Origin of the sequence: Leptospira sanjuanensis (genome assembly GCF_022267375.1) — a bacterium.
GTDB classification, from domain to species: domain Bacteria; phylum Spirochaetota; class Leptospiria; order Leptospirales; family Leptospiraceae; genus Leptospira; species Leptospira sanjuanensis.
The window spans coordinates 295,886-315,332 of sequence record NZ_JAIZBH010000002.1; the positions used below are offsets into that span (position 1 = coordinate 295,886).

Sequence of the window (19,447 nt, forward strand, 5' to 3'; positions counted from 1 at the left end):
CGGGTTTTTGACTTTACACGCCAGTCTTGCAGGGTTCCCTAGAAAGAGAGCCTTGTAAAAGTCTCGATCAAAGAGAAAAAATCAAATGGCAGACCAGAAACTATTTACGGACTTCCCGCCTGTCACTCGGGAATCCTGGATTGCACTCATTCAAAAAGATCTCAAAGGCGCCGACTTTGAGAAGAAGTTAGTGTGGGAAACCGCGGAAGGATTTAAGATCCAACCCGTTTATACCAAAGACGATATCGCCGACAAGCAGTGGCTGACTTCCAATCTTCCCGGAACCTTCCCGTATGCGAGATCGACCCGCAAGCTCGTGCAGGACTGGAGCATTCGTCAGGACTTCGATTCTCCGAGCGTTTCCGAAGCCAATCGATTGGCCAAAGAAGCCGCGAACAACGGAGTTACGGCGATCGGATTTATCATCGAAAACAAAACGACTCCACAACGCGGAATTCCGGTGAACTCCGCAAAGGATTTGGAAGCTCTCATCGACGGACTCCCTTTTGATCAGGTGACGCTTCACTTTATCGCGGAAGAACGTTCTCCCGAAATTTTCTCTTGGCTTCCGAAGGGCAAGGTTCTTGTGGGCGGACTCGGTTACGATCCGTTTCGGATTCTTCTCAAACACGGAAGATCGGGAAAACATTCCATTGCGGGCCTCAAAGAAATTTTGGAAACATTCGCGTCTTCTTGGCCGCATTACAGAGGTTTGTCGGTCACTTCTTCCACGTTCCGGGACGGCGGCTCCACGATTTCGGAAGAACTCGCGTTTACATTGGCGGCTGCGGCGGAATACGTGCAGCAACTCCTCGAAGCGGGAATGTCCGTGGATACGATCGCTTCCCAGTTGATGTTCGAATTTTCCATCGGCCCCGATTACTTTTTGGAAATCGCAAAGTTCCGCGCCGCGAGAATTCTCTGGGCCGAAATCATCCGAGAATTCGGGGCCAAGGAAGAATCTTCACAGCACGCATTTTTAAGCGCGCAGACATGCCGTTACAACTACAGCGCCTATGATCCAAACGTGAATATGCTTCGCGCCACGACTGAGGCTATGTCCGCGGCGATCGGCGGTTGCGAAGTGATCAGCGTTTCTCCATACGACAGCGTTTTGAAAACGAGCGATTCCTTCTCTCTGAGAATCGCACGTAATATTCAGCTTCTGATGAAACACGAGTCCCACGTGGACAAGGTGGTCGATCCGGCCGCAGGTTCGTATTATCTGGAATCGATCACCGATTCGATCACCAAAAAGGCTTGGGAAATTTTCTGCGAGATCGAATCCGCAGGCGGATTTCTCGAAGCCGCGAAAAAAGGAATGATTCAAAAAAAGATCTCCGAGTCCAGAAAGAAAAAGGAAGAGAACCTTGCGAATCGAAAAGAGATTCTACTCGGAACCAATCAATATCCGAACGGAGAAGATAGAATTTCCGTTTCCGAATTGAATCTGCGCGGTGCGTTAGGCGACATCGAAAGTGCGGCGGGCGAAATCGTCTGCGAAACGATCGCCGACTTTAGAGCCGGAGCCGGAATCGAAGAGATCCGTTTGAAAACGGAAGCCTTCGCCAAAAAATCCGGTAAAACTCCGACCGTTCTCCTTTTGCCGATGGGCGATCTCAAGATGAAAAAGGCGCGCGCGATCTTTTCCCAAAACTTTCTCGCTTGTGCGGGAACCAAGGTGATCGATCCGGGAAGTTATGCGACACCGGAAGAAGCGTCGCAAGGTTTGAAAGAAACGAACGCCGACATCGTGGTCTTCTGCACGAGCGACGAAGAAGTCGTGGGTTTTGTGGATTCTACCTTTGCGGTTTTGAAAAAACAAAATTCCAATTTGATCGGAATCGTAGCGGGAAATCCGACCGAACAGATCGATTCTCTGAAATCCAAAGGGATCGAATTTTTCATCCACGTCAAATCCCAACATTTAGAAACTTTGAAATCGATTCAGAAAAGGCTGGGCATCCAATGAAACGTCCGAGTTTTGATCGCAAACGTTATGCGCCACAGGGCAACGGAAAAATTTCCAAATCCGATTGGGAAAAATCCGCGCTCGGTGATTTAGGGTTTAGTTCCATCGAACAAACTCTGTGGAATACTCCCGAAAAAATCCCGGTCAAACCGGTTTATACCGCGGAAGACATCGCTAAGATGGAACACCTCGACTACGCCGCGGGAATTCCTCCGTATTTACGCGGACCGTATTCTACGATGTATGTCCAACAACCTTGGACGATCCGTCAATACGCTGGATTTTCCACCGCGGAAGAATCGAACGCATTTTATCGTAGAAACTTAGCCGCCGGACAAAAAGGTCTTTCGGTCGCGTTCGACCTCGCGACTCACAGAGGATACGATTCCGATCACGAACGTGTGGTCGGCGACGTCGGTAAGGCCGGGGTTGCGATCGATTCGATCCTCGATATGAAGATTCTCTTCGATCAGATTCCTTTGGATCAAATGTCCGTATCGATGACGATGAACGGGGCCGTGATTCCTATATTAGCGTTTTATATTGTAGCCGCGGAAGAACAAGGAGTCAGCGCGGACAAACTTTCCGGAACGATCCAAAACGACATTCTCAAAGAGTTCATGGTGCGGAACACCTACATTTATCCGCCCGCTCCTTCGATGAAGATCATTGCGGACATTTTCAAATATACGTCCGATTTCATGCCCAAGTTCAACTCGATTTCGATTTCGGGTTATCACATGCAGGAAGCCGGAGCTACAGCCGACATCGAACTCGCCTACACCCTCGCGGACGGTTTGGAATACCTTCGAACCGGAATCAAGGCGGGAATGGACGTGGATACGTTCGCTCCTCGATTGTCCTTTTTCTGGGCGATCGGTATGAACCACTTTATGGAAATCGCAAAGATGCGCGCCGGTCGTCTTCTCTGGGCGAAGCTCGTAAAACAATTCAATCCTAAGAATTTAAAGTCGCTCGCACTCCGAACTCACTGCCAGACATCGGGTTGGAGTTTGACCGAACAAGATCCGTTCAACAACGTAGCGCGGACTTGTATCGAAGCCTTGGCGGCCGCTTTGGGTCACACACAATCGCTTCACACAAACGCGCTCGACGAAGCGATCGCTCTTCCGACCGACTTCTCCGCGAGAATCGCAAGAAACACGCAGATCTTTTTGCAGGAAGAAACAAACATTCATCGTGTAGTCGATCCTTGGGGCGGCTCGTATTATGTGGAATCTTTGACGCATTCTCTCGCGCACCGCGCTTGGGAACTGATCGAAGAAGTCGAGAAGTTAGGCGGAATCGCAAAGGCCATCGAAACCGGAATTCCAAAGATGAGAATCGAGGAAGCCGCGGCCCGCAAACAGGCTAAGATCGATTCCGGAAGGGATGTGATCGTCGGAGTCAACCGATACAAGGCCGTCGAGGAAAAGCCGTTAGATATATTAGATATCGATAATACTGCCGTCCGCGAATCCCAGATCCGCAGATTGCAGGAACTCAAAAAAAATCGAAACAACGCCGACGTGACCGCCGCGCTTGAAGCGATCACAAAATGTGCGGGAGGCGGAGACGGAAATCTTCTCGCTCTCGCGGTGGACGCGGCCCGCAAACGCGCGACGCTCGGCGAAATTTCGTACGCTATGGAAAAAGTATTCGGAAGATACCAGGCGACGATTCGTTCGATTTCGGGAGTTTATTCCTCGGAAATCGAAGACGATCCGGATTTCAAACGCGCGAAAACGCTTTCGGATAAATTCGCAACGTTGGAAGGGCGTCGTCCGAGAATCATGGTCGCCAAGATGGGACAGGACGGACACGATCGAGGCGCGAAGGTGATTTCGACGAGTTTTGCGGATATGGGATTCGACGTCGATATAGGACCGCTCTTTCAAACTCCGGCGGAAGCCGCAAGGCAAGCCGTGGAAAACGACGTACACATCCTCGGAGTTTCGAGTTTGGCGGCGGGTCATAAAACCCTTGTTCCGCAAGTGATCGGCGAGTTGAAAAAACTCGGAAGAGAAGACATCATGGTCATTGCCGGCGGAGTGATTCCACAGCAGGACTACGACGTTCTCTACAAGGCGGGAGTTACGGGCATCTTCGGACCGGGAACGAAAATTTCCAAGGCGGCCGCGGACATTCTGGAACTTCTCATCAAAGATTTAGAAACTTCTAAAGTAAACGCCTAAGGGAAGAATCGTCTTTGAGCTCCGGAGAACAAACCGGGAATCCTTCGAGCGGAGGAATTCGATCCACCGGAATTTCCAGAAAGCCGCTTCCTTCCGCGGAAGCATTCGTAAAAGGAATTCTCGCAGGAGATCGAGTGATGCTCAGCCGTGCGATTACGCTCGTCGAAAGCGCGCGAGCCGATCACAAAGAACTCGCGGAAAAAATCATAGACGCATGTCTTCCTCATTCCGGTAAATCGATCCGAATCGGAATCACGGGCATTCCCGGAGTCGGAAAAAGTACGTTCATCGAATCCTTCGGAATGCACGTGCTTTCTCAGGGAAAAAAGTTAGCCGTTCTTACCATCGATCCTTCGAGTCAAATCTCGGGGGGAAGTATTCTCGGAGACAAAACAAGAATGTCCGAGCTTTCCCGAAACGAATCCGCGTTCATCCGCCCTTCTCCCTCCGGAGATTCGTTAGGCGGCGTTGCGCGTAAAACGAGAGAAACGATTTATCTCTGCGAGGCCGCGGGTTTTGATACGATCATCGTCGAAACGGTCGGTGTCGGACAATCCGAAACGGCGGTTCATTCCCTGGTGGATTTGTTCTTGCTTCTTCTCATCGCGGGAGCCGGAGACGAACTTCAAGGAATCAAACGAGGTATTATGGAAATGGCGGATTTATTCGCCGTGACCAAAGCCGACGGAGACAACAAAATCAGATCCGAAGCCACGAGAATCGAAACTCAATCCGCGATTCACTTTTTTCCTTCTCATGAAAATACTTGGGTTCCAAAAGTACTTTCCTGCTCGTCTTTGACGGGAGAAGGAATCGGAGAAATTTGGAAGCAGATCCAGGAATATGAAAAAACCGTAAAGTCAAACGGATACTTCGAGATTCGAAGAACGAACCAGGCCAAATATTGGTTGGAAGAAACCGTTTCCGAACATTTGATGAGCGATTTTTATACGCGCATGAAGGATCTTTACGAGGAACTCGAGGACAAAGTTAGCCGTCACCGAATCAGTTCCTTTCAAGCCGCGGAGAAGTTGATCGCGGAATACCGCAAACGTTTGTACGGTTAGATTTTTTCTCGGACCTTTCCAAGCCGGGATTTGTTCCCAAAACATAGGGAAAACCCCTCTCAAAAGCCTCTTTTTTCGAATCCTATTTTTTCCCAAAACGGAACTTTTTTTCTATGAGATTGTCATTCCTTTCGGAAAATGAAGAATACAATTTATCAAAAGGATTCGATCCGGTTCGCCTAGGAAAAAATTTATTCTTGCATGTATATCTGACAGATAGTATCTGGTAGATATACTGTTCTTGAGACAAGAAAAACAAAAAGAACGTCTCGGGATTATCAGCGAACTTGGGTTGCAGGCAGGTACCGTGAAAGCTTTTCAAATTCTCTCCGTATTTTTGATTTCCCTGATTTTGGCGAACTGCGCGACTTCGTCGGCTGGAATCGCCACGAGTAATATTCCCGTCGCGGACCGCAAATACAAGGTGATCGGTCCGGTCGAAGGTCACAAAACTTGGAACACGTTCGACATCGCGATCGTGGGAGTTCCTCTTTCCGAACCTCCGATCGATAAGGTCGTTACCGCGATGTTGACCGAAAAAGAAGCGGACGCTCTCATCAACATCCGTTATTGGACGGATAAATACATTCTTCTTTTCCTCACCATCAACAGACTGCATATCAATGCGGAAGCGATCAAATTCGAGGATCAAAATGACCAGAACGGTAAAAAAAGAAGATAGAAAAACTCGAAAGGAGTTTTTCGGCGGAAAAGGATCCGCCGGATTTTCCGCTTCGGAACTACATTCGTTTTTCATAAAGTTAATTGCGGTTTTGATCTTCTGCGTTTTCGGGAATTGTATGGGCGCGACCTTGTTCGAACCGGGAGGACGCGTGCGTTCCCCGGGTATTTACGAATCCGCAACGATCATCCGCTCGAGCGGCTACGATATTCTGGAAGAAGCGGAGGGAGAATCCTCCACGTTCTTCGTGTTCGGTTTGATTCCGATCACGAATCCGATTAGCATCGATTATGCGATGAGCCAGGCGGTCCAGAAGGTTCCCGGCGGAAGAAGTCTTGTGGGCATCAAGGTTTGGCACGAAACGCACGTTATGTTTCCTTTGGGAACGGTTTCCGTTTTGAAAGTAAAAGGAAGCGTGATCGGCAACAAGGAAGAATCCGAACGACTGAGATTGGAAGAACAGCGCAAGAAAGAAGCCGCGGAAACTTCCGCTTCCCAATCTCAGGATGAAAAATCCAAATCGGAATCTTCTTCCGGGGGGATCAGCGTAGGCGGCGGAAAACGTTCCTCCAATGCGGGTCAGGAATCCGGCGGAATTTCCGTCGGCGGGAAAAAGAAGGATTGATATGCTCTTACATCGTTTATTCAACTCTTTGAATGTTCTTTCGGGCCGCCCGTCGGCGAAGGCTGAAACATTCCATTTTTTGAATGTTTTTCGGAAATGCGGCTTTGCGACGAACCTTCGGCCGTATTTTCGGAGTATTCTGAACAAACCGATTTTCTTTTTCAAAACGAAACCCTTCGTTTTGAACGGGAGAATTCTTCCGTTGTTCTGGATTTTAACCGCGCTCGTTTTCGCTCAGAACTGCGTGCGACCGGAAGTCGTCTCCGCGGGAGATTCGCAGAGTCAGATGTATGCCGCTGCGAGTTACTTGGCGAACAAATGCGGAACGCCGATTCCTCAGCCATTCCCGATTATATTCGAGGAAGTTCAGCAAAAAAACCTGGATCTTTGCACGATCGCGATCACAAGATCGGAATGTCCTTTTGTTTCTTATCCTTTCGCCTGTGTTCTGCTCTACGTGGACAAACCTCTCGACGATATTCCCTGGTATCTCAACTTCCAGGAAACATTCGTAAAAACTAAAATACAGTAAGGCAAACGATGAAGATGTTCGAACGATCCACACAACGAGCCGTCAAGTTTGGAAAACGGATTCCGTTTTTATTTTTCGTTTTTCTTACGATTCCGATGGCGGAGGTCTTTGCGGAAGTTTCCTTTCGAGGCCGCGTCTTTTCCCGCAATAAGAGCGCGGGAGAAGCGAACATTACCGTTCGTCTTTCGGAAACCAAGAAATTCTATCAGACCGATGCGGAAGGCTACTTTCAAGCGGTCGTCCCTTCTCCCGGAACGTATACGTTTCGGATTTTAAGAGACACGGGGATGCAGGAAATTCGGCAAGAGGTAGGAGATACTTCCGAAACCGTAGTTCTTTATACGGACAAGGCTTCTACAGCGGGCGGCGGAGTTTCCAAAGGCGGAATCAACGTTACGGGGGAACGGGAAAAACAACTCATGTCCCGTACCAAACTTCGCTTCGAAGAAATCAAACGAATGCCCGGTACATTCGGAGAACCTCTTCGTGCGATCGAAACGATTCCGGGCGTGGTTCCCGTTTCCGCGTTCGGCGGCGGTGCGAGCAACTATGTTTTCCGAGGCGCTGACCCCAATACGAACCTTTATCTCTACGACGATCTTCCGATTTTGTATCCGTTTCACTTCGACGGTTTGACCGCGACGATCAACGGAAACTTGATCAAGTCCATGGACGTTTACACGGGCGTTCTTCCCGCGAACTTCAACAACGCACTCGGGGGGGTGATCGAAATCGAATCTCCCGATAAGGTGGAACGTTCCCAGGGAAATTTTTTGACTTCTCTTTGGGCGGCTTCCGCGAACTACCAGACAACGTTTGCGGGAGGGAAAGGTTATATTCTCGGCGCGGTGAAAGTCGGTTATATCGACAAGACGTTCGAGACGTTAGGCACCATGTCGGGGGGAAGTCTTCTTCCTGACGGAGTTCGTCTTCCGCGCTACACCGATTCTCAAGTGAAGATGGTATATAACTTCAACGATCAACATCAGATCTCGTTGTATTCTTTGACCGCAAAGGACGACTTTGCGCTCAATCCTCCCGCCAAACCGCAGAACGATCCTACCAAGGATCAGCTCGCGGCGTTTGCGGGTGGAAATCTTTCCGCAGGTCAGGGTTATCGCACGCAGGCGATTCGTTATACTTGGAGACCGATCGAAAACTTCTCCAATCGGATTACGGTCATCAGTTACGATCCGTTCGTGGATTACAACGTTTCCTTGGGTTCCATCAAAGGAAAGCAAAGGGCGAGCGGGGCTTACAACGGGATTCGTCAAGACGCGTATTGGGATCCGAACAAGCACTTTACGCTGGAGTTCGGTTCCGAAGTCCGTTTCTTGAATTACAAAACGACGGGAAGCACGATTCAACAAACCGATCCGAACAACCCCGACCCGAACCCGTATGACACGGCAAGTCCGGACTTTAGAACCGTGCAAGATACGAACCGAGCACGAAGCAAATACTACAACGCTTATACTACGATGAAGTTCAAGTTCGGCGGTTTGCTGTTCGAGCCGGGCGCGAGATACGATTACATTCCTTATATCAAAAACGGGGCTTTGGGTCCTAAGGCGCAACTTTCCTACAAGTTCGAGGGAATCGGAAAGGGAACCACCGTATTCGGAGGAGCGGGAGAACACTTTAACTTTCCGTTAAGTACTCAATTCTCCGAAGAAAGCGGAAACCCTCACCTGAAGTTTCAAAAGGCATTCAAATACGGCGGAGGGATCGATCAACAAGTCACTTCCGATTGGCAGGTCAAGGGAGAAGTATTCAAACAGGAATTCTCCAACCTGATCGTGGACGATCCGTACATCACCGATTTTATCGGAAAGAACGCGGATCAGTACGGAAGAGTATTGCAGCCGTACGTCTTGAACAAACCTCTGAATTATTCGAACAACGGAACGGGTCATTCCAGAGGATACGAATTCGTGATCCGTAAAACCGCGGCTCCCGGAACGAGGGATTGGTTCGGATGGATTTCCTACACTTGGTCGCAAACATTCAGAAATTCTAATATTTATAAGCCCGACGGAATCATGGCTCCCGTTGCGACCGGACCTGAACAAAGGCTTCTTGCGCAGACCTATCACAACTCGAAAGAAACCTTATACAACTACGACCGAACTCATATCATCAACATGGTTTTCGGTTGGAGATTCAGTCAGGATTGGCAGTTCGGAGCGAGATGGTCTTATCTGACTTCCATGCCGATCACTCCGATCGTCGGGGACGACGGCGGTAAATTTTCCAATCCGGCCAACAATCAAACGATTTGGATTCCGACCTCCGCGAACAACCCGTATCTCGCGGATTATACGAACACGAAACGTATGGCGGACTATCATCGATTGGACATTCGGATCGACCGATTCTTAAACTACGAATGGGGTTACGTAAATACGTTCTTCGAAGTGATCAACGTGTATATGAGGCAGAACGTCGCCGGACAAGACTTCGACGTTACGCGCCCTTACTCTGCGACCAACCCGAAACCGTCGCAGACGTTCGGAACGCTTACGCTTCCGGGCGGAACGGTCATTCCTTTCTTTAACATCGGGATCGAGGTGAAGTTCTAATGAAACGGAATCCGTTCACTCTTCTTAAAAAAATCGTAAGAAACGTCTTTAACGTTTTTGTAATCGTGTACGTAATCTGGAACTGTAACAACCTTCCGAACGAAGACGACAGTTTCAATCGGGACAATGAGAAGCGAGTGATTCTTCAGTATCTACTTTTACCGCCTACGGACCCGATTCAGTCTTGTATCGCTTCTTTGCAGGCGGCACAGATTTGTCTGAATAAGGCTCCCGACCTTCCTACTCCTCTTTCCGAACTTGCGATCGTGACTTTATTCAGCGGAGGCGACGCGTCCGCCGGAACGTATCAGAATTTTTGCAATAACCTGGTGAATTCCGCGACGTTCGCGAAGTTTACTCCCCGCGCGAAAGCCTGCGTGATGGATTGCAACCGTTCGTATTGGGTGAATAAAAATTCCGCGGGAACCTGCGGAGAAGGCGGGCTTTCTCAGATATCGGGACTTTCCACCGGAACGTTTTCCTGTACAAAGACCTGCGTGAGTATTTCGGGAGAATGAGGAACAAGTTAACAAGTCTCGAAAAAGAACACCGTGAAAATCGAGTGACTTTGATGTCGGTTTTAAAAAATAAAGAATATTTAGAGGATCCAAAATTATGACTATGTATTTAGTTGAATACGGCGAGACGTTCATCTTTATAGTGATGCTCGTAGCAAGTATCGTCGCTCTCGCAGTAGGCACCGAAAGAATTCTTATCTTTCGCAGAAGTCTTAGAAACACGGACGCAATTCTACCCATCTTAACTTCCGAAATCAGAAAGGGAGATTTCAGCGCGGTGAAAACCGTAGCTTCCGAAAATCCGGGAAACATCTACGCGAAGTTTTCCCAGTTTTCCGCGGAGCAGTACGAAGTCGGTCACGACGCTCTTTCGGAATTGCAGGAAGGAAGAATCATCGGCGAACGAGTCGAACTCGAAAATCATCTTCCGATTCTGAATACTCTCGGAAACAACGCTCCGTTTATCGGTCTTTTAGGAACGGTTCTCGGTGTGATCAAGGCTTTTTACGGATTGGGAACTCTGGGAAGCACGGGAGCGGAATTTGTGATGAGAAGTATCTCCACCGCACTTCTTGCGACCGCGGCCGGTCTGGGGGTTGCGATTCCCGTGGTAATGGCGAACAACTATTTTACCCGTAAGTTGAAAGTGATTCAGGCAAATTTGGAGATTCTTTCCAGAGAGTTTCTTGCAAGTCTTTCTCGCAAGAAATAGAATAAGGAGAATTCGAATATGGCAGGCTCTGCTCCCTCCGGCGACGGAGAAGAAATAGGCAACATCAATATCACTCCGATGGTGGACGTGATTCTGGTTCTTCTGGTGATCTTTATGGTCACCGCGAACTTTTTGAAAAAAGAATCCATCAACATCAACCTTCCGAAAGTGGAAGCCGCGGACCCGAACGTCGCGCAATCGGTTCAAGTCGCTTTGACCAAGGACGGCAAGATTCTTTTGGAAGGAGCGGATACTTCGATCGAAAAGTTGAAGGCACATCTCGAACGGGATTCCAAGATCAGACCGAACATGCGTCTGACTCTTTCGGCCGATTCTTCCCTTCCGTATGGGAAAATCGCGGAAACGATGGGAGTGATCCGCAAAGCGGGCGTCACAAAAATTGCTCTTTCGGTAAAACGTTAGACGAAACGGGAAAGATAGAATGGTAAGCGTTCCTGAAATCAAACAGAAGATCGTCGAATTCGGATTGTTCCGTTTTTGTCTGATTGCGTCCTTTGCCCTGCATTCTCTAACGATCGGAGCGTATTTCATCGCGACTTACATTCCCGAGGCGGAGATTTCTTCCGATGACTTGGAAGCTCAGGACGTGGAAGTCGATCTGGAAGACATTCCCCCCGAATTGATCGGAGGAACGTCCTCTCCCGCTCCGGTCGAAAAACAGGAATGGGTGGAAGGTTCCAACCAAAACGCGGACGATCCCATCGACGAGGATCTCAATCCGAACGCTCTTTCCGGAAACGGAACCGATAAGGACGGATTCTTATTTTCTTATAACGGGGATAAAACTCCGACTCCGATCATCGATTTTGATCTCAGAGATTTTTTCCCTCCGCAGGCGAAATCGGCCGGGATTGTTTCCAAACAAGTCGTGGTGATCGTACAAATCGACGAACAAGGAAATTTACAGGGCGCCAAGATCGCTTCCGGAAAAGCGGGATTCGGCTTCGACGAAGCGGCTATCAAGATCGTGAAACTGGCTCGTTGGAGTCCGGGATACGTTCAGGGAAGACCGACCAAGATGTCGCATCGGGTTCCGATTTCCTTCAATCTCGAAGATTGAATTTCTCCTTCGATCTTCGAAAGTTCGTTTTATAAAGTTCCCGTTCGCGAAATTTTTTCGATTCTTTGGAAAGAAACGAAATACGCATCCGCTTTTAAAAATTAAAAAATTTCTTGCGGTGTCCATTTGAAGGCCGATACTTCACCCTTGGTCGAAAAGAATCGGCCAGATGGAGACAAAGATGAATCTAAAAGCGTTTGCTTGGATCGGTTTACTTATAATCACATTGCCGCTTTGGTCGGTACCCACTCCTCCCACGCTCGAAACTCAGGTTAAGAATTCTGATTATATCGCGTTGACTCGGATCACGAACGTCCGCGAGAAAAAAATTTCCGAAACTTCGATTTCGGTGACCGCCACCGTTGAAATTTTAAAACCTTGGAAAGGCGCCGAAAAACTTCCGGTTAAATTCGAAATCGGTTTTATGATCTTCCCCGAACTTTTGGGAAAATGGCTGAAGGCCGCTCCTCCGGAAGGAGATTACATCCTATTCTTAAATCAGAAAACCGTAAAAGACAGCAAGGGCATCGAGTCCTCCTTGATCGCTCTCTACGAACCGCATCCTTTCGCGTTTAAGGAATATTCCAGAGAGACCGAGGACAAAATCCGGGAAACGATTCAGGCTCAAAAAGGAGAGTAAGAGGAAACGTATATGAGAATTTTAAAATATACTATTTTATCTTCCGTTCTTTTGTTCACGGCGTATTCTTCCGTTGTCGCTCAACCTTCCGTGCGCGGTCTCGGAATGAAACAGGAATCCGCCGAACTTCTTTCTTCTTTGAAGGAAACGAATCCGTACGGAATCTCTCACAGAGGTCTTGCTTCCAGCGTAGACTTGTCCTCTTCCATGCCTCCGGTCGGAAATCAAGGCGAACAAGGTAGCTGTGTCGCTTGGTCCACGGCTTACGCGACGAAAAGTTTCCAGGAATACATCGAAAGAAAAAGTTCCCAGAATTGGTCTTTGCGGACAAACGGCGGAACTCCGGACTACAGCAAAGTTTTTTCTCCCGCGTTTATCTACAATCAGATCAACGGAGGAAGGGACAACGGATCTCTCATCTCCGACGCGATGCGCGTGATGGTGGAAATGGGCGCGGCTCCTTGGGAAACCATGCCTTACAATCCCGCCGATTATAGGGCCCGTCCCCCGCAAGCCGCCATCGAAGCCGCCGCAAAATACAAGGCGAAAGAATTCTTACGCGTGAAGACGACCGATATGAGCGAGATCAAAGCGCAATTGGCGGAAGGAAAGCCGGTGGTTGCAGGAATTTTGGTATATGAGAATTTCTTCAATATCAAAGGAAATCAAATCTACAAAGACGGACTCGGTAAAACCTACGGAGGTCATGCGATCGCTCTTGTCGGTTACGACGATTCTAAAAACGCGGTGAAGTTCATCAACTCTTGGGGAACGGATTGGGGCGATCAAGGATACGGTTATATCGATTATCGCTGGTTTACTCGAATCTGCCAAGGCGCGTTTGTGATGATCGATCAAGTCGAAGCGGTAAGCGATCAAGGCAAACCCGATTCCAATACGCCGGAACCGACGAGCGTTGCGAGCGATTCCAATCCGGTTGCACCCGCGTCGATCACCGCTTCCCAGGGAAGTTTTACCGATAAGGTTTTGATCAACTGGGAAATCGTTCCCGGCGCGATCGGTTATGAGATTCACAGAAAGGGTCCGGGAGATTCGGGTTTTGCAAAGATCGGTTTGTCCGGAACGAACAGCTTCAATGACGACGGAGTTCAACCGAATCTCGCGTATCGATATAAGATTCTTACGCTGACGGATTCTTCCTCTTCCGATTTGTCTCAAGGAGAAGTGGTAGGTTTCGCGAAAACGGAAGAATTAAAACCTCCTCCGAAAGTTCTCGGAGTGAAAGCGACGCAAGGACAATACGATAATAAGATCGAACTTACCTGGGAACCGGGCGACGCTTCTTCCGAATATCAGATTTTTAAATGGAATAAAACTCAGAAACGGTATAACCCGATCGGAAATTCCAAGATCAACAATTACGTGGATAATTCCGCCGCGCGAAAAGGTGTCGTCGAAATCTACGTCGTTTCCGCAAAACTCGGCGGCAAAACGGGAGAACCTTCGGACGCTGCGAGCGGATTTACCGCGCAACCGAAAACTCCTCCCGCAAAACCTCTGGGGTTGACCGCGAGTCGAGGTTCGTATCAGAATAAGATCGAGTTGAAATGGCGAAAGGTTTCCGGGGCTTCGAAGTATTACATCTTTCGATACGTGAAGTCCGGTTGGATCGGAGGCGGCGCTTGGGAAAAAATTTCCGAAACCGGAGCGGAAGAATTCATCGATGAGAATCTTCCCGCACGGTACGCGTATTACTCCGTAACCGCGGTGAACTTGGAAGGAAAGAACGGCCCGTTCTCCAGTTTCGCATATGGATTCACGGATCCGAACAAACAAAGAGGAGTAAAACTACCTTCTCCGGAAAACCTCAAAGGGGTTCTGGACGCAAAGGCAGGGAAGATCAGCCTCACTTGGGATAAAACCAAGGACGCATCCGAATATTATGTTTTTCGCAAGAAGCGAGGGGAATCCAAATGGACCTTTTTGGCTTCTGCGGGAAATAAGAATTCGTATGTAGCCGACGTTCCCGAAAAAGAAGTTCTCTTTTTGTATTCCGTTACTTCCAAGACCGATCTCGGCGGAGAAAGCGGGAACTCGTTGCCGGTTTCCGCCGTACTTTCTACCGCCGTGACCGCTCCTAAGAAAAGAACCTTCGGCGGAGATTCCACACTGGAGAAGTTCAAAGGACCTTGGACGGCGATGGCGTGGGACGGAAGCAACGGCGTGAGTCAGGTTCTTCTGGAGATCGAAAGCTCGGATAACGTCAATTATACGGTTAAGTTCAACAAGAAGAAGATCTTCGAAGGAAAATACGTGGAGGAATCCCCGATCATCGATAAGGACGGAAAGTTCAAGATCGAAATCGAAAAAACCGGAGACGCACTTTCGGTTACGATGAAGGATCCGAGCATCGTAAATCAAAAATCGAATCTTTCATTCTTGAAAGAATGATTTAGGAAAACTGCAACATTCGAAACACGATCGAATCCCGCCCGTCGACGATCGACCGGCGGGATTCCCGACTTTAAGGCATGAGTTCGAGTTCTTTGGCGAGCTTGAAGATGTTTCCTTTTTCCTTTAATTTTAGAAGCAGTTCTTCCGAATTCAAAATCTTGTTCACGACCGCTTCGGGAAGATTCTGCATGTCCTTAAAGATTTCCTTATATTCTTCGATGGAAATTTTCGTACAGAAAAGATTGGCTTGAAAGTAATATACTTGGTGCGTGATGAGAAAGTTGAGCGAATCGATATCTTCGAGGGCTTCCGCCGTGATGATCGCTTCCCGGTTGTCCGAAAGTCTTCTGCAATAATCGATAAACGCAAGGTTGTCCAAGAATTTAGTAAGATCCTGATCGGCTTTGAACTTGAAACTGATCGGATCGAGTTTGAATTCCTTGATCATTTCCCCCAAATCCAAAACGATCTGGTGGCTCTGACTTTTGACTCCGAAATCGTCCGCCGCAAAACTGATTCCGAAATTCCAGAACCGCTTGCAGACGCTTTTCAGAGTGATATTTTCTTCTTCATACGGCTTTTCGATCAGTTCCATTCTCACGAGAGCCGGATTCAAGTTTTGATTGAGAAGAAGGTTGTGAAAGCGCGTGACCTTTTCGTCCGTATCGAATGTATCGATCAAAGTCTGAGGAGAAATGTTGAACTTCAGAAGACCGGGCGCTCCGTTGCAGCACATGGTCAGCTTTTCCAAAATCAAAAGTTCGATCCGGTTCAAATCCTGATCGTGAGGAATATCGCGGATCAGGTCCGCATAACCCGCGTAAGCTTCTCCGCCCACGAATACTTCTCCGCCCTTCATGGAATACATGTGCGTCTTGTGATTGTAGTGGATGATCGGCTGAATGACCGCGTCCGCTTTTTCACCGGCAAAGTAATCGTTGACCCGGTTGAGATAGGTCCAACTCCAACGAATGAGATTGTCTTTTAAATTCTTGAGAGAAGAAACTTCCAGTTCGTGAAAGATCTCGTCCACGTAGGAGATATAATTGCACTGCGTTCTTGCGATCCCGAAATCGAAGTTCATCGATCCGCTTTTGATCGAAACCTCGCGGAAACGCCCGAGCACCGAATCGAAGTTTAAAAACCCGTTGGAGCCCGTCGTATGAATCGGAGCCACTCCGATCAGTAGATTCTTCTTATCCCCGTAACAATAATAGGAATAATGATTTTCCGCGCCCGGATGCAACTCGGAGATTTTGGTGGGAACTAGTTGAAGAAAATCGAGAAAGGATAAGGACTTTATATCTTGAAACCGGAGAAGAACGATGGGTTTCCCGCGGTTTTCATTGATGAATACGTTTTTAAATTGTTCGATCTCCCCCTCGTCAAAGGAGCGGATCTTCGGACTTTTAGAAGTTGTCATTTTAGCCTTTGTATTCAAAAGATCCGTTGGAATGCGGATTTGAAATCCGTCCATCAAGAAGGTTCTAATAAAAAGATCCGATGGACGATTTTCTTTGTAAAGCCTAAAAGGAATATTTTCCGGACTCTAAGATTCCTGAATTCAATTCCGAGATCTTACGAGGCGAGGAGCCGTTATTCTCAATCGTTACGTCACCCACAATCGTGATTTTTCGATCAAACAGCACTTCTCCTTTGACTTGAAGCGAAGTGCAGCGCACTAAAGAAGGAATTTCCGGAAAGAGACGGTTAAAATCCTGAATCTTCTTATAAAATTTGTCATCCAATGAAATCAAAACTTCGCCTAATGCCGATTTTTTTCTCTCTTCCGACATGGTGATGGAATAATCGTCGCGCAAATGATATGCGTCCGATCTGCGGACCAAATAGTCTTCGCACTTTTTCACCGGAGCGAATCGATCCCGCGGAATGATGATTCCTTTTACGCGATTGAAATTGCGGATTGCGGAACCCATCGCGGTTTCGAGTTGCAGAACTTCTTTTCCCTCCACGGTTTTCGGATTTACGATCAAAGAAAGTTCGAAGTTTCCCTGAAGAATTCTTTCTTTCAGAGCGACAAGATCGATCCAAAGATTGTTCGTCGAAAAGGTTCTGAATTTGCCGAGCCCTTCGAATTCGTGCATGTGATTTGCAGGAACCTGAGCCGTTTCGAGCAACTGATAGTTTTCCGGTTTTCCGTTTACGATTCTTCGATAGATCGCCCCGCCCTTTTTGTCCGCGAGAGTTTTCGGAGTCATCTCCATGCAGAATTCCAGCTTTTCCTTTAACATATAGGAAAGAATTCCGGGATGAACCGTAGCACCTAAGTTATCCCCGTTGGATACGAATGCGATTTTGTAGCCGTTTTCTATCAGGGTATCAAGCAGTCCCGTTTCCAAAAGGGAAATCCAAATGTCTCCGTGGCCGGGAGGGCACCATTCGTCATCGGGGTTTTGGCACCGAATCGGTGTTAAGTCCTCTTTCAGAATCCGCGGGACCTTGTGTTGCAGAAAGGAAGTCGCGAATTTTTGCGAGAATCCGATCCGTTTCAGTTCTGCCTGACTTTCCTTTTGCGTGTTGAAGCTGTCCATCAGGATCAACGGGACGGACACGTTATACTTGCTTTGAATGACCTGCGATTGTTTCGCGAAAATTTCCAGAAACGACATTCCGTCTTTGAGAGGAATGAGGGATTTGGGACCGGAAAGCCCCATCGACGTTCCGAGTCCACCGTTCAATTTGATGACGACCAAGTTCTTGAGAATTTCCGGATCGGGAGAATGTTCCGTTTCGATTTGTTCGAGGGTGATTTCGTCCTTTGCGGGGTCCAGATCGCTTACTTCTTCCCAACGAACCATGCCGGTTTCCCCGTTTCGAACCTGGTCCGTCTTTTTTAAAAAGTCCTGAATGAAGGTCTGCGACATCCCTTCGGAAGACATTTTATTTCGGATCAATTCCTCCGATTTCGTTTTCATCGAATCCATCGCACCACCGATTTGCTGTTGTATTGTTCGTCGAACTCGGTGAACTCGATCGAGAATTTCTCGGACGGGTTCGAAGGTTCGTAGAAGAGTTTCACCTTTACTTCTCTTCCTTTACCCGGAATTTCTTTGGCAACTTCTTCGTTTTCCGTGTAAAGAGGAAGAAAGACGAGATACGTATAAATATAAACGGTTCGTTCGGGAGTTTTTTTATAAACGAGAACGCCCTTTCCCGTTAGATCCCGTTTCAAAAGTCTCGCGTAAGGAACGGGAAAGTTTTTTCCCCAGGCTTCCTTGAAATTTTTCTCCATCCCGGAGTGCGTCGGTATATTTGAATAGACAGCGGAAGGGAGGATGAAAAAAATCCAAAGGGAAAGAATCAGCTTCTTTGTTTTCATGAAAGACTCTGACAGTCTTGTCTTTTCACCCCATAACTTCAAGCCATTCTCATGAAAAAAATCAGATCCGCTTTTAGAACGTTTTTCTACTTCCTTTCGGAAATTTTAGAATTTATCGTTTCTGTAATCTCTTCGTTGTTTCCGACCGGCACGGACCCGAATCTCGCACGAGGGGATATCTACATCGTAACCGGATATCTTTCGGGGGCTTTGTTTTATTCCAAGCTGCGCCGCGCTCTGGAAGCGAAGGGTTATCAACCGAGAATTTTAAGAATTCCCCCTTTTTTCTGGAGCACCAAAAAAGCGGTCGAGATTCTTGCGAAGCAGATGGATCAGATTCCGCCCAAATCCGTTTTGATCGCTCATAACACCGGCGGTCTTTTGACGTTGCTCCTTCCCGATCGGAGTCGTCAAAAGATCCGAGGTTTGATTACTTTGGGAACTCCGTTCCGTGGAAGTCATTTGTTTACGATTCTTCCGGGTACGGGTCTTCGATACGGTTCTCCGTATTTGAAGGAATTGTTTAAGACGTTTTTATTTATGGATCGTTTTCATCCTCTTGCGCCTTTGAAGGAATTTATTTTTTTACCGGCGTCTTCTTCCATTTACGGAGAAGAACGGGATCTGTGGTTTGACATTCCGGGCAATTACAATCAAGTTCGAAAAGCGGAAAACATCCGAACGATCTTGGAATATCTCGTCTTTCATTATCCGAGCGCGGCTTCGATCGAGGCGGAAAAGAACGCGCTTTTGAACGAGGCGAAAAAGAAGGTCGTTTTATCGTCGTCGCGTACGGTTTCTTCACTCAAAGAGAAACAAAGTTCTTCTCCGACTTTGCAAGGGAAGAATTCTTCCGCGAAGTCGAAAAACGTTTCGCAATCCAAAGGGAAGCCGACCGTAAAACCGGCGTCCAAGTCGTCTAACAAGACCAAGGCGACAAAGGCGACTTCTAAGTCGAAGGATTCCAAGCCGACAAACTCCGCTAAAACGAAACGAGTCGTTTCGGCGGCAAAGAACAAAACCAAAACGAAAGCCGCACCGAAAAAGAAGAAACGTTAGACGAAATCTCCTGAAGGGAAATTAAAG

Annotated in this window: 17 protein-coding genes; 14 read left to right on the plus strand and 3 right to left on the minus strand. The window is 47.9% G+C overall.

What is annotated here, in order from left to right; translation table 11 throughout:
* The first annotated feature begins 85 nt into the window (after positions 1-85).
* From LFX17_RS19380 to LFX17_RS19440, 13 genes are all read left to right on the plus strand, one after another.
* Positions 86-1,972, plus strand: coding sequence for a methylmalonyl-CoA mutase family protein (locus LFX17_RS19380; RefSeq protein ID WP_238748631.1), 1,887 nt, complete (start codon positions 86-88; stop codon positions 1,970-1,972).
* On the plus strand, positions 1,969-4,167 hold the full coding sequence (gene scpA / locus LFX17_RS19385; RefSeq protein WP_238748699.1) for a methylmalonyl-CoA mutase: 2,199 nt from the start codon (positions 1,969-1,971) through the stop codon (positions 4,165-4,167). The genes LFX17_RS19380 and scpA overlap by 4 nt, the downstream gene beginning before the upstream one ends.
* Before the next feature lie 14 nt (positions 4,168-4,181).
* Positions 4,182-5,234, plus strand: coding sequence for a methylmalonyl Co-A mutase-associated GTPase MeaB (gene meaB / locus LFX17_RS19390; protein ID WP_240009332.1), 1,053 nt, complete (start codon positions 4,182-4,184; stop codon positions 5,232-5,234).
* Between the two features lie 307 nt (positions 5,235-5,541).
* Positions 5,542-5,916: an LIC20211 family lipoprotein gene (locus LFX17_RS19395; protein WP_238732078.1), complete on the plus strand. Its 375-nt coding sequence runs from the start codon at positions 5,542-5,544 to the stop codon at positions 5,914-5,916.
* Positions 5,888-6,541, plus strand: a complete 654-nt coding sequence (locus LFX17_RS19400; protein WP_238748700.1) for a hypothetical protein — start codon at positions 5,888-5,890, stop codon at positions 6,539-6,541. Before LFX17_RS19395 ends, LFX17_RS19400 begins: the two co-directional genes overlap by 29 nt.
* On the plus strand, positions 6,489-7,073 hold the full coding sequence (locus LFX17_RS21080; RefSeq protein WP_406600721.1) for a hypothetical protein: 585 nt from the start codon (positions 6,489-6,491) through the stop codon (positions 7,071-7,073). Before LFX17_RS19400 ends, LFX17_RS21080 begins: the two co-directional genes overlap by 53 nt.
* 8 nt (positions 7,074-7,081) lie before the next feature.
* Positions 7,082-9,655, plus strand: coding sequence for a TonB-dependent receptor plug domain-containing protein (locus LFX17_RS19410; protein ID WP_238731840.1), 2,574 nt, complete (start codon positions 7,082-7,084; stop codon positions 9,653-9,655).
* Positions 9,655-10,173 (plus strand): hypothetical protein, encoded by a 519-nt coding sequence (locus LFX17_RS19415; protein ID WP_238731841.1) that lies wholly within the window; start codon positions 9,655-9,657, stop codon positions 10,171-10,173. The genes LFX17_RS19410 and LFX17_RS19415 overlap by 1 nt, the downstream gene beginning before the upstream one ends.
* 97 nt (positions 10,174-10,270) lie before the next feature.
* Positions 10,271-10,885 carry a MotA/TolQ/ExbB proton channel family protein gene (locus LFX17_RS19420; protein ID WP_238731842.1) on the plus strand — a complete coding sequence of 205 codons (615 nt, stop codon included), beginning with the start codon at positions 10,271-10,273 and terminating at the stop codon, positions 10,883-10,885.
* A gap of 18 nt (positions 10,886-10,903) precedes the next feature.
* Positions 10,904-11,308, plus strand: coding sequence for an ExbD/TolR family protein (locus tag LFX17_RS19425; protein WP_135570503.1), 405 nt, complete (start codon positions 10,904-10,906; stop codon positions 11,306-11,308).
* A gap of 19 nt (positions 11,309-11,327) precedes the next feature.
* Positions 11,328-11,966 (plus strand): energy transducer TonB, encoded by a 639-nt coding sequence (locus LFX17_RS19430; protein WP_135570505.1) that lies wholly within the window; start codon positions 11,328-11,330, stop codon positions 11,964-11,966.
* A gap of 181 nt (positions 11,967-12,147) precedes the next feature.
* Positions 12,148-12,606 (plus strand): LIC_20196 family exoprotein, encoded by a 459-nt coding sequence (locus tag LFX17_RS19435; RefSeq protein ID WP_238731843.1) that lies wholly within the window; start codon positions 12,148-12,150, stop codon positions 12,604-12,606.
* Positions 12,607-12,618: 12 nt separating this feature from the next.
* On the plus strand, positions 12,619-15,018 hold the full coding sequence (locus tag LFX17_RS19440; RefSeq protein WP_238748702.1) for a C1 family peptidase: 2,400 nt from the start codon (positions 12,619-12,621) through the stop codon (positions 15,016-15,018).
* Positions 15,019-15,091: 73 nt separating this feature from the next.
* Here LFX17_RS19440 and LFX17_RS19445 read toward each other — a convergent pair whose 3' ends face one another.
* From LFX17_RS19445 to LFX17_RS19455, 3 genes are all read right to left on the minus strand, one after another.
* Positions 15,092-16,444 (minus strand): EAL domain-containing protein, encoded by a 1,353-nt coding sequence (locus tag LFX17_RS19445; protein WP_238731845.1) that lies wholly within the window; start codon positions 16,442-16,444, stop codon positions 15,092-15,094.
* A 103-nt stretch (positions 16,445-16,547) separates the two neighbouring features.
* Positions 16,548-17,966 carry a UTP--glucose-1-phosphate uridylyltransferase gene (locus LFX17_RS19450; protein WP_238748703.1) on the minus strand — a complete coding sequence of 473 codons (1,419 nt, stop codon included), beginning with the start codon at positions 17,964-17,966 and terminating at the stop codon, positions 16,548-16,550.
* A complete protein-coding gene (locus LFX17_RS19455) occupies positions 17,954-18,361 on the minus strand; it encodes a hypothetical protein (protein WP_238731847.1) in 408 nt (135 codons plus the stop codon). The genes LFX17_RS19450 and LFX17_RS19455 overlap by 13 nt, the downstream gene beginning before the upstream one ends.
* A 51-nt stretch (positions 18,362-18,412) precedes the next feature.
* Here LFX17_RS19455 and LFX17_RS19460 point away from each other — a divergent pair, with 51 nt between their 5' ends.
* On the plus strand, positions 18,413-19,420 hold the full coding sequence (locus tag LFX17_RS19460; RefSeq protein WP_238748704.1) for a lipase family protein: 1,008 nt from the start codon (positions 18,413-18,415) through the stop codon (positions 19,418-19,420).
* The last annotated feature ends 27 nt before the right edge of the window (positions 19,421-19,447 follow it).

Coding starts and splice junctions, on each gene's coding strand:
- LFX17_RS19380 (WP_238748631.1), top strand. CDS start 86: ATGGCAGACCAGAAACTATTTACGGACTTCCCGCCTGTCACTCGGGAA.
- scpA (WP_238748699.1), top strand. CDS start 1,969: ATGAAACGTCCGAGTTTTGATCGCAAACGTTATGCGCCACAGGGCAAC.
- LFX17_RS19400 (WP_238748700.1), top strand. CDS start 5,888: ATGACCAGAACGGTAAAAAAAGAAGATAGAAAAACTCGAAAGGAGTTT.
- LFX17_RS21080 (WP_406600721.1), top strand. CDS start 6,489: ATGCGGGTCAGGAATCCGGCGGAATTTCCGTCGGCGGGAAAAAGAAGG.
- LFX17_RS19410 (WP_238731840.1), top strand. CDS start 7,082: ATGAAGATGTTCGAACGATCCACACAACGAGCCGTCAAGTTTGGAAAA.
- LFX17_RS19415 (WP_238731841.1), top strand. CDS start 9,655: ATGAAACGGAATCCGTTCACTCTTCTTAAAAAAATCGTAAGAAACGTC.
- LFX17_RS19420 (WP_238731842.1), top strand. CDS start 10,271: ATGACTATGTATTTAGTTGAATACGGCGAGACGTTCATCTTTATAGTG.
- LFX17_RS19425 (WP_135570503.1), top strand. CDS start 10,904: ATGGCAGGCTCTGCTCCCTCCGGCGACGGAGAAGAAATAGGCAACATC.
- LFX17_RS19430 (WP_135570505.1), top strand. CDS start 11,328: ATGGTAAGCGTTCCTGAAATCAAACAGAAGATCGTCGAATTCGGATTG.
- LFX17_RS19435 (WP_238731843.1), top strand. CDS start 12,148: ATGAATCTAAAAGCGTTTGCTTGGATCGGTTTACTTATAATCACATTG.
- LFX17_RS19440 (WP_238748702.1), top strand. CDS start 12,619: ATGAGAATTTTAAAATATACTATTTTATCTTCCGTTCTTTTGTTCACG.
- LFX17_RS19445 (WP_238731845.1), bottom strand. CDS start 16,444: ATGACAACTTCTAAAAGTCCGAAGATCCGCTCCTTTGACGAGGGGGAG.
- LFX17_RS19450 (WP_238748703.1), bottom strand. CDS start 17,966: ATGGATTCGATGAAAACGAAATCGGAGGAATTGATCCGAAATAAAATG.
- LFX17_RS19455 (WP_238731847.1), bottom strand. CDS start 18,361: ATGAAAACAAAGAAGCTGATTCTTTCCCTTTGGATTTTTTTCATCCTC.
- LFX17_RS19460 (WP_238748704.1), top strand. CDS start 18,413: ATGAAAAAAATCAGATCCGCTTTTAGAACGTTTTTCTACTTCCTTTCG.